This is a genomic window from Aeromonas sp. MR7, from assembly GCF_963899385.1.
Lineage (GTDB): Bacteria > Pseudomonadota > Gammaproteobacteria > Enterobacterales > Aeromonadaceae > Aeromonas > Aeromonas bestiarum.
Genome location: NZ_CAWQXH010000003.1, coordinates 125,715 through 134,512, shown reverse-complemented (window position 1 = coordinate 134,512; position 8,798 = coordinate 125,715). Strand labels below are relative to the sequence as shown.

The following is an 8,798-nucleotide window of genomic DNA, read 5'->3' as shown; positions in this document are numbered from 1 at the left end:
CCAGACAGCGGAGCGGTAGTTCAGTCGGTTAGAATACCGGCCTGTCACGCCGGGGGTCGCGGGTTCGAGTCCCGTCCGCTCCGCCAGTAAATTGAAAGGCCTTCCCTATCGGGAAGGCCTTTTTGCTATCTGGTTTTGACGAACGGCATAAGGAAACAAGGAACAACAAACTGGGCTGCGACTTGCCACTGGCAACTCGGTCCCGGTCTGTTGTTCCTTGTGCTTGAGCCGGACTCTGTCCGTCTCCCCGTCCGCTCCGCCACCAAAAAGAAGCCCAGTCGAAAGACTGGGCTTCTTTTCGTTTTGCATTTCTTCTTGTTTCATCGCCCAGGGGCGCTATGCACTTGGCCCATCAAGCCTTTCCATTTGGCGAGGCCATCGGCATACAATGCCCTCTGGTTTCCAATGGGAGATTTGCCCCTATGTTCTGCCCGCGTTGTGGTGTCAAATCGCTGCAAAAGCGCAGCGAGAAAGAGTTTGCCTGTGGCTGTGGTTTTCATTTTTTCCAGAATGTGGCGTCGGCCGTGATGGTGGCCTTGTGCTGGCAGGATGAAGTGCTGGTTGCGGTGCGAGGGAGAGACCCTGGCAAGGGCTTGCTGGATCTGCCCGGCGGCTTTGTCGATCCCGGTGAGTCGCTGGAGGAGGCACTGGTCAGGGAGCTGAAAGAGGAGCTGGGGCTGGATCTGGGGAGAGAGGCGCCTCGCTATCTCGGCTCCTTTGCCAACGTCTATCCCTATGATGACGTGGTCTATCACACCTGCGATACCGTCTTCCTGCTGGAGCTGGCACACAAACCTGTCGTCGTTGCAGCCGACGATGTGGCCGCCTGCGAGTGGCGCAAGCTGGCTGGGATTTCGCCCACCGAGTTTGCCTTCCGTTCCACGGGCGCAGCCATCGGCCAGCTGCAAAGATTGCGGGGATGAGTTGCCTCACAGCTTGCGAGCGAGGCGACCAGATGGCTGAGCTGGAATAAGGGGCTAGCCCGGCAGATGTAGGGTGACGATCAGGCCGCCCTCTTCACCGTTTCTGGCCTCGACCCGCCCGCCCTGGGCCTGAATCGCCTTGCGGGTGATGGCAAGACCCAGACCATAACCCTTGCCTGCCACGGGGGAACCGATTCTGACGAAGGGATCGAAGATGCTGGAGAGCTTGCTCTCATCCACTCCCATGCCCTGATCCGCCACCTCGATGACAAACTCTGCTCCCTGCCGCTGCAGGGTCAGGGTGATGATCTGCCCCGCCTGGGAGAAGCGCAGGGCGTTGCGCAGCACGTTGTCGAGGGCCCGGCGGATCAGTTCCGCCTGTCCGCAGATGGTGTACTCGACCTCCTCATCCGCCTGCTCCCTTATCTCGACCCCCAGGTGCTGCGCCTCATAGCGGGTGTCGCTCACCACAGCCTCGACCAGCGCCTGCAGATCGTAATACTCCTCGCCGTCCCGCTCGCCATGGCTGGCGCGGGTGAGGGTGAGCAGCTCGCCTATCATCTTGTCCATGCGCTGGGTCTCGAGCTGGATCCGCGCCAGGGATCCCTCGATCCTGGCTGGATCCTGCTGGGCCAGACCTATGGCCAGTTGCAGCCGGGCTAGGGGGGAACGCAGCTCGTGGGAGACGTCGTGCAGCAGTTGTTCACGGCTCTCCACCAGCAGTTGCAGCCGTTCGGCCATGGCATCGAAGTCGCGGGCCGCGTCGCTGATCTCGTCGTGGCGTCGCCGCATCAGAGGGTAGAGGCGAACCTCCAGATCCCCCTGGGCGAGGCGCTCGAACCCCTGCCTGAACCGGTTCATGGGGCGGGTCAGGTGCCAGGCGAGCAGGGCGCTGAAGAAGAGGCCGCCGAGTCCGCCGATCCACCACATGGGGGGCGGCATGTTGAGCCAGTCGCTGCGGGGTTGGGGCGGTGCCAGCTGCCGTTGCAGGCCGGCGGTGTCGTAGTGGAGCCGGTAGTGCTGGCCATCGGCTCCCAACAGGATACGGCCGCTCTGTATTGTGGATTGCTCCGTTTCGACCGGTTCAAGGCGCAGCAATCCTTGCTCCGCTATGGGCCAGCTGGCCTGCAGGGCCGCCACAGCAGTCGGTCCCTGGCGTTGCAGCAGAGCTGCGGCCGAGTCCAGCTGGCGTTCGGCCAGCTGCCTTGCCATCCGCTGTTCCGGTGGCCCCTCGTGGCGATAGAGGCTGAAGGCCACCCACAGCAGCTGGCTCATCATTATGATGGTGAACCAGAAGCCGAACAGTATCTTCCAGAACAGGCGCCCCTTGAGGATCATGCCAGCCGGTATCCTATGCTGCGCACTGTCTCTATGCCGATGGCTTCGCCCGCCAGCGCCTGCAGCTTCTGGCGGATATTGCAGATGTGCACGTCGACGCTGCGATCATAGGGCTCGCGCGGGCGGCCTAGCCCGTGCAGGGAGAGCTCATCCTTGCTGACCACCCGCTCCGGTGAGCGCAGCAGCAGTTCCAGCAGATTGAACTCGGTGGCGGTCAGCTCCAGCGGCGACGCTTGCCAGTGACATTGGCGGGTGGCGGGGGAGAGGGTCAGGCCGGCGAGGCGCAGGCTGTTGTCCTTGCCGGTTTTGGCGGGCGCGGGCTCGACCCGGCGCAGCACGGCCCTCAGCCTGGCCACCAGCTCCCTCGGGTAGCAGGGCTTGGGCACATAGTCATCGGCCCCCATCTCCAGCCCGATCACCCTATCTATGTTGTCCCCCTTGGCGGTGAGCATGATGACGGGGATCTGGCTGGCGTGGCGGATCTGGCGCAGCACCTCGCTGCCATTGAGGTCGGGCAGCATGATGTCGAGCACCACGGCGGCATAGTTGCCGGAGAGGGCGTGTTGCACGCCGCTCTTGCCGGTCAGCACATGGGTGGTGGCAAAGCCTTCGCCGCCCAGGTATTCGCTCAGCATGGTGCCAAGCTCCAGATCATCGTCCACCAGCAGGATCTTCATCACTCTTCTCCATCTCGGGTCGACGCCATTTTCCCGTGTCCGCTGCCCGCTGACAGCTGCTTTTACGCAATCCTTACACTGCCCTGCAAGAGGCTTAACCGGACATTGGAGTAGATTGCACTGGCTTGTTTCATCCCTTTGTTACACCCAAGGATATCCGTGATGGTCCCTGCCCGTCTCCTCGTTGTTCGCCTGCTGCCACCAGCCCTCTTGCTGCTCGCGGCCGGCTGGCTGTTTGCGCCGTCCGATGCGGCGCCGGCAGCGTCCTACATCACAACCCCGGCCGAGCGGCGCGATCTGGAGCAGAGCGTGCTGGCTGACGGCACCCTGCAGGCCCAGCAGCTGGTGAGCGTGGGGGCTCAGGTGTCGGGGCAGATCAAGGCGTTGCACGTGGCGCTCGGGGAACAGGTGAAGCAGGGCGATCTGCTGGTCGAGATCGATGATCTCACCCAGCAGAACGCCCTCAAGGATGCCGAAGCCGCCCTCGACAACGTGCAGGCCCAGCTGGCCTCGCGCCGAGCGACCCTGCGCAACAACCAGCTGGTGTTCGAGCGTCAGCGCAAGGTGCTGGCACGGGGGCTCGGCAGCCAGGCTGACTACGACAGCGCCGAGGCGACCCTGACCGCCACCCGTGCCGACATCCGGGCGCTGACGGCGCAATCCGTGCAGGCCCGCATCGCGGTGGACACGGCCCGGGTCAATCTGGGTTATACCCGCATCGTCTCCCCCATGGCGGGCACCATAGTGGCCATCCCGGTGGAGCAGGGGCAGACGGTGAATGCGGTGCAGAGCACCCCTACCATGGTCAAGGTGGCGCGGCTCGACACCATGACGGTGGAGGCGCAGATCTCGGAGGCGGACGTGATCCGGGTCAGCGCCGGCCTGCCCATCTACTTCACCGTGCTGGGGGCGCCGGAGCAGCGCTACCAGGCGAGGTTGCGCGCCATCGAGCCCGCCCCCGACTCTATCAATGACGACACGACCAGCAGCAGCTCGACCAGCACGGCCGTCTACTACAACGGCCTGTTTGAGGTGGAGAACCCCGAAGGGGCCCTGCGCATCGGCATGACGGCTCAGGTGCACATAGTGCTGGCGACCGAGCGCGACACCCTGGTGATCCCGGCCATCGCCCTGAGCGGTGACAGGGTGCAGGTGGTGGATGGTGCGGGCCAGCCCCAATGGCGGCAGGTGAAGGTGGGCCTCAACAACAAGGTGGATGCCCAGATCCTGAGCGGCCTCGAGGCCGGGGAATCCGTGGTGGTGAGCCAGTCGACGGCCCAGAGTCAGCAGAGCGGGCGCATGGGCCCGCCCATGGGGATGTGAGCATGAGCCAGCCACTGCTGCAACTGAACGGGATCCGCCGCTATTTTGGCGACGGGGATCGGCGAGTCGAGGTGCTCAAGGGGATCGATCTGACCATAACGCGGGGGGAGATGGTGGCCATCGTCGGCGCCTCCGGCTCCGGCAAGTCGACCCTACTCAATATCCTGGGCTGCCTCGATCAGCCGAGCTGCGGTCGCTACCGGGTCGCAGGGCAGGAGACCGGCCAGCTGACGGCGGATGCGCTGGCGGCCCTGCGCCGCGAGCATTTCGGCTTCATCTTCCAGCGCTACCATCTGCTGGGGGATCTCAGTGCCCGCGACAACGTGGCGCTGCCGGCCATTTATGCCGGACTGGCAGGCGATGCGCGAAAGGCCAGGGCCGAGGCCTTGCTGCAGCGGCTCGGGTTGGGTGCCCGTCTCGACTACAAGCCGAGTCAGCTCTCCGGCGGTCAGCAGCAGCGAGTCAGCATAGCCCGCGCCCTCATCAACGGCGGTCAGGTGATACTGGCGGACGAGCCGACCGGCGCCCTCGACAGCCAGAGCGGGGCCGAGGTGCTCGGCATACTGCGGGCCCTGCATGGTCAGGGTCATACCCTGGTGATAGTGACCCATGACATGGGGATCGCCGAGCAGGCCGAACGCATCATAGAGCTCAAAGACGGAGCCGTGGTGGCCGATCGCCGCCAGAGACAGGCGACACCCCTGCCTGTACGGGAGACGGTGCGGACTGGCCGGACGGCCTGGCGGGGCTGGCTGGACAGGTTCACCTCGGCCTTCAGGATGGCTCTGCTGGCCATGCAGGCCCAGCGGATGCGCACCTTCCTCACCATGCTCGGCATCATAATCGGCATCGCCTCCGTGGTTTCCGTGGTGGCGCTGGGGCGCGGCTCCCAGCAACAGGTGCTGGCCAACATCAATGCCATGGGCACCAGCACCCTGGAGATCTTCCCCGGCAGCGGCTTCGGTGATCGGCGGGCCGAGGCGATCCAGACCCTGCGAGCCGAGGATGCCGACGCCCTGACCAGGCTCGACTACGTGCACAGCGTGACCCCCAGCCTGATCACCAGCGTTACCTTGCGCCGGGGCAGTCAGGCGGTTTCAGGCACGGTAAACGGGGTGGGGGAGCAGTTCTTCCAGGTGCGCGGCTATCGGCTGCTGCAGGGCATGTTGTTCGATGCCGCCAGCGTGGCCAGCCTGGCGCAGGAGGTGGTGATAGACGCGAGCAGCCGGGATCGGCTGTTCGCGGCGGGGGAGTCGCCGCTCGGGCAGGTGATCCTGCTGGGCACGCTGCCGTGCCGGGTGATAGGTGTGGTGGCCCGCAATCAGAGCGGGTTTGGCAGCGATGAGAACCTCAACGTCTGGATCCCCCACACCACGGCCATGAAGCGGATGCTGGGCCAGAGCCATCTGCGCAGCATCAGCGTGCGGGTGCGGGATGAGGTGGCGCTGGCCGCCGCCGAGGACGGCCTCACCCGGCTGCTGCGCCAGCGCCACGGCACTCAGGATTTCTTCGTGCTCAATACCGACAGCATCCGCCAGACCATCACCAGCACCAATGCCACCCTGACCCTGCTGATCGCCATGATAGCGCTCATCTCCCTGGTGGTGGGCGGCATAGGGGTGATGAACATCATGCTGGTGTCGGTGACCGAGCGTACCCGCGAGATCGGCGTGCGGATGGCGGTGGGGGCCAGGGCCGGCGACATCATGCAGCAGTTTCTGATCGAGGCCGTGCTGGTCTGCCTGCTGGGCGGGGTGGCCGGGGTGCTGCTCGCCCTGCTGGTTGGCATCTTGTTCGCGCACTTCAGCAGCCAGTTTGCCATGAGCTACTCCCCGGGCGCCGTGCTGGCGGCCTTCCTCTGCTCCAGCCTGATTGGCGTGTTGTTCGGCTTCTTCCCTGCGCGGCGGGCGGCACGGATGGACCCTATCCACGCGCTGGAGCGGGAGTAAGCACACTCTTCGGCGCCTTGGCGCGCCACCCCATTCGCCTGCGGGGGCGGGAGTTCATCCCTCTTCGGCACCCGGGGCGGATTGGCCAGACGGCACCCTGTGCCAGTCCGGCAGCCTGAACAGTGTCATCGACGTGACACAGCCTGCTCTGCGCGGGTTTTCAACCGGGCCCCGTGGCCCGGTTCTTTTTCGCATGCGAAAAAAGGCGCCACCCGAGGGGGACGCCTGAAAGGTCAAACCTTGCGGTTTGCGGACCAACGGAACCAAGACTTCACACTTCACACTCTCAGCACTTCTGGCTGGCTCAGCCCTGCCACTTGCCTCCTTCCACTATCACGTCGTTGGGATCGGTATCGGCGCTCAGTTTCTCACGCACATACTGGTCATAGAGCTTGAGCAGGTATTTCTCTTCCCCCAGCTTGGCGAGACGGTCGTTGACCCAGTCACGCAGCTCGATATTGCCCTTCTTCACCGCCGGTGCGATCGGATCTTCCGAGCCCAGCTTCTGGGGCAGAACGCGATAGCCCGGGTTCTCCTTGGCCCAGCTGAACAGCACCAGGTTGTCCTGGGCGTAGGCATCGCCACGACCCTGGGCCAGCGCCTGCAGGGATTCGGTGTTCTTCTCGAACTTGAGTACCTTCCAGTCCGGGTGGTTGCGGGTCAGCCAGATGTCGGCCGTGGTGCCCGTGGTGACGATCAGGGTCTTGCTGGCCAGATCATCGAGCTTTTTGGCCGGGCTCCCTTCCGGCACCAGCACCTGCACCGCCACTCGCAGGTTCGGGTTGGTGAAGTCCACCACCTGACGCCGCTCCGGGGTTACCGTCATGTTGGCGAGGATCAGATCCACCTTGTCGCTCTGCAGGAAGGGGATGCGGCTGGCGGGCTCGACCGCCACGAATTCGATCTTGTTCTCGTCCCCCAGCAGATCCTTGGCGAAGCGGCGACCGAGATCCGTGTCAAAGCCCACGTAGTGCCCTTTCTCATCCACGTAGCCAAACGGCGGTTTGTCGGTGAAGACGCCGACGATGAGCTTGTCGCGGGCCTTGATCTTGGCGAGGGAACCGTCCGCCGCCTGCGCGGCGCCGCTGGCAAGGCCCAGCCCGATCAGGGCACTGAACAGAACCGAGGTGATTTTTTTCATGCTGACTCCTTTCGTTTGATGACATTTGTATAAGAAAACTTGGCGAGGAACTGGCGTGCACGCTGGCTCCTCGGGTTATCGAAGAACTGGTGGGGGGCGCCCTGCTCCAGAATGTGGCCGCCGTCCATGAAGACGATGCGATCCGCCACCGCCTGGGCGAACGCCAGCTCGTGGGTGACGATGAGCAGGGTCATGCCGCTGCCCGCGAGATCCCGGATCACCTCCAGCACCTCCTGCACCATTTCGGGATCCAGGGCGGCGGTCACCTCGTCAAACAGCATCACCTGCGGGTTCATGCACAGGGCTCGCACTATGGCGATGCGCTGCTGCTGGCCGCCGGAGAGCTGGAGCGGATAGTCATGGCGCCGCTCCCACAGGCCGATGCGGGTCAGCAACTGCTCCGCTTGCAGCAGGGCCTCCTGCCGCTCCCGTTTTTGCACCTGCAGGGGGCCGAGCAGCACGTTCTCCAGCACAGTCAGGTTGGGGAAGAGGTGATAGCTCTGGAACACCATGCCGATGCGCTGGCGTACCCGTTGCCAGTCGGTGGCACCATCCAGCAGCACGCCGTCGAAGCGGATCTCGCCCCCCTGAATCGGCTCGAGCCCGTTGAGGGTGCGCAGCAGGGTGCTCTTGCCGCAGCCACTCGGCCCCAGGATGACGATCACTTCCCCGGGGTTCACCGTGAGGCTGACCTCGTCCAGAACCCGGTTTTGGCCGAATTGTTTGCTGACAGCATTGAGTTCAAGCAGAGGTGTCATACCGCATTACCCCATTTTTGCTCCAGCCGGCGCGAGGCGAGCGAGAGCGGATAGCAGACCGATAAGAAGAACAGAAACAGCAGGCCGTAGATGAGCACGGAGGCATAGGTGCGCTCTATGATCTGCTGGCCCACCTTGATCACCTCCACCACCCCGATCAGCACCGCCAGCGAGCTGGTCTTGATGATGCGGGTATAGATGTTGATGGTCGGCGGCGTCAGCCGCTGCAACGCCTGGGGCAGCAGCACGTGGCGATAGAGCTGCCAGGTCGAGAGCCCGAGCGCCAGCCCGGCCTCCTGTTGACCACGAGCCAGGGATCCCAGGCCGCCGCGCACCACTTCCCCCACCTCGCTGGCGCCCCAGAGGGCGAGCACCAGCACGGCGCACCAGAAGGCCGGAATATCGAGGCCGAAGAAGATAGGCAGCCCGAAGAAGAAGAGGTAGAGCCAGACCAGCACGGGCACCACCCTAAACAGCTCCAGATAAACCCGCAGCAGCCCCCGCACCAACCGGCCTCCCTGTTGCGCCAGCACGCCGTAAGCGACGCCGCCCAGGGTGGCGAACAGGATGGCGAGCAGCGAAATGGCGAGGGTCTGGCCTGCGCCAATGGCCAGCAGAGGCAGCGCCTGCGTCAACAACTCAGTAACCGAACCGGCCATATTGAACCCTCCTTTCCAATCCACGCAGGG

8 protein-coding genes and 1 tRNA gene are annotated in these 8,798 nt (G+C 64.3%); 4 read left to right on the top strand and 5 right to left on the bottom strand.

The window, feature by feature from the left end; translation table 11 throughout:
- Positions 1 to 9: 9 nt before the first annotated feature.
- Positions 10 to 86 (top strand) — tRNA-Asp (locus AACW87_RS02170).
- A 336-nt stretch (positions 87 to 422) separates the two neighbouring features.
- Positions 423 to 923 carry an NUDIX hydrolase gene (locus AACW87_RS02165; protein ID WP_098980731.1) on the top strand — a complete coding sequence of 167 codons (501 nt, stop codon included), beginning with the start codon at positions 423 to 425 and terminating at the stop codon, positions 921 to 923.
- Positions 924 to 977: 54 nt separating this feature from the next.
- On the opposite strand, the gene AACW87_RS02160 is transcribed toward AACW87_RS02165, so the two are convergent.
- Positions 978 to 2,261, bottom strand: coding sequence for a HAMP domain-containing sensor histidine kinase (locus AACW87_RS02160; RefSeq protein WP_172955196.1), 1,284 nt, complete (start codon positions 2,259 to 2,261; stop codon positions 978 to 980).
- Positions 2,258 to 2,938, bottom strand: coding sequence for a response regulator transcription factor (locus AACW87_RS02155; RefSeq protein WP_098980730.1), 681 nt, complete (start codon positions 2,936 to 2,938; stop codon positions 2,258 to 2,260). The genes AACW87_RS02160 and AACW87_RS02155 overlap by 4 nt, the downstream gene beginning before the upstream one ends.
- 162 nt (positions 2,939 to 3,100) lie before the next feature.
- On the opposite strand from AACW87_RS02155, the gene AACW87_RS02150 reads away from it, so the two are divergent.
- Complete coding sequence (locus AACW87_RS02150; protein WP_098980729.1) at positions 3,101 to 4,261, top strand: efflux RND transporter periplasmic adaptor subunit; 1,161 nt, start codon at positions 3,101 to 3,103, stop codon at positions 4,259 to 4,261.
- Between the two features lie 2 nt (positions 4,262 to 4,263).
- Complete coding sequence (locus tag AACW87_RS02145) at positions 4,264 to 6,210, top strand: MacB family efflux pump subunit (protein ID WP_098980728.1); 1,947 nt, start codon at positions 4,264 to 4,266, stop codon at positions 6,208 to 6,210.
- A gap of 304 nt (positions 6,211 to 6,514) precedes the next feature.
- On the opposite strand, the gene AACW87_RS02140 is transcribed toward AACW87_RS02145, so the two are convergent.
- The 3 genes from AACW87_RS02140 to AACW87_RS02130 are packed head-to-tail and all read right to left on the bottom strand — an operon-like array spanning position 6,515 to position 8,768.
- Positions 6,515 to 7,351, bottom strand: a complete 837-nt coding sequence (locus AACW87_RS02140; protein ID WP_241326434.1) for a transporter substrate-binding domain-containing protein — start codon at positions 7,349 to 7,351, stop codon at positions 6,515 to 6,517.
- On the bottom strand, positions 7,348 to 8,109 hold the full coding sequence (locus tag AACW87_RS02135; RefSeq protein WP_241326433.1) for an amino acid ABC transporter ATP-binding protein: 762 nt from the start codon (positions 8,107 to 8,109) through the stop codon (positions 7,348 to 7,350). The genes AACW87_RS02140 and AACW87_RS02135 overlap by 4 nt, the downstream gene beginning before the upstream one ends.
- Entirely contained in the window at positions 8,106 to 8,768 is a 663-nt protein-coding gene (locus AACW87_RS02130) for an amino acid ABC transporter permease (RefSeq protein ID WP_043142248.1), read from the bottom strand. The genes AACW87_RS02135 and AACW87_RS02130 overlap by 4 nt, the downstream gene beginning before the upstream one ends.
- Between the last annotated feature and the right edge of the window lie 30 nt (positions 8,769 to 8,798).

Coding starts and splice junctions, on each gene's coding strand:
- AACW87_RS02140 (WP_241326434.1), bottom strand. CDS start 7,351: ATGAAAAAAATCACCTCGGTTCTGTTCAGTGCCCTGATCGGGCTGGGC.
- AACW87_RS02150 (WP_098980729.1), top strand. CDS start 3,101: ATGGTCCCTGCCCGTCTCCTCGTTGTTCGCCTGCTGCCACCAGCCCTC.
- AACW87_RS02130 (WP_043142248.1), bottom strand. CDS start 8,768: ATGGCCGGTTCGGTTACTGAGTTGTTGACGCAGGCGCTGCCTCTGCTG.
- AACW87_RS02165 (WP_098980731.1), top strand. CDS start 423: ATGTTCTGCCCGCGTTGTGGTGTCAAATCGCTGCAAAAGCGCAGCGAG.
- AACW87_RS02155 (WP_098980730.1), bottom strand. CDS start 2,938: ATGAAGATCCTGCTGGTGGACGATGATCTGGAGCTTGGCACCATGCTG.
- AACW87_RS02160 (WP_172955196.1), bottom strand. CDS start 2,261: ATGATCCTCAAGGGGCGCCTGTTCTGGAAGATACTGTTCGGCTTCTGG.
- AACW87_RS02145 (WP_098980728.1), top strand. CDS start 4,264: ATGAGCCAGCCACTGCTGCAACTGAACGGGATCCGCCGCTATTTTGGC.
- AACW87_RS02135 (WP_241326433.1), bottom strand. CDS start 8,109: ATGACACCTCTGCTTGAACTCAATGCTGTCAGCAAACAATTCGGCCAA.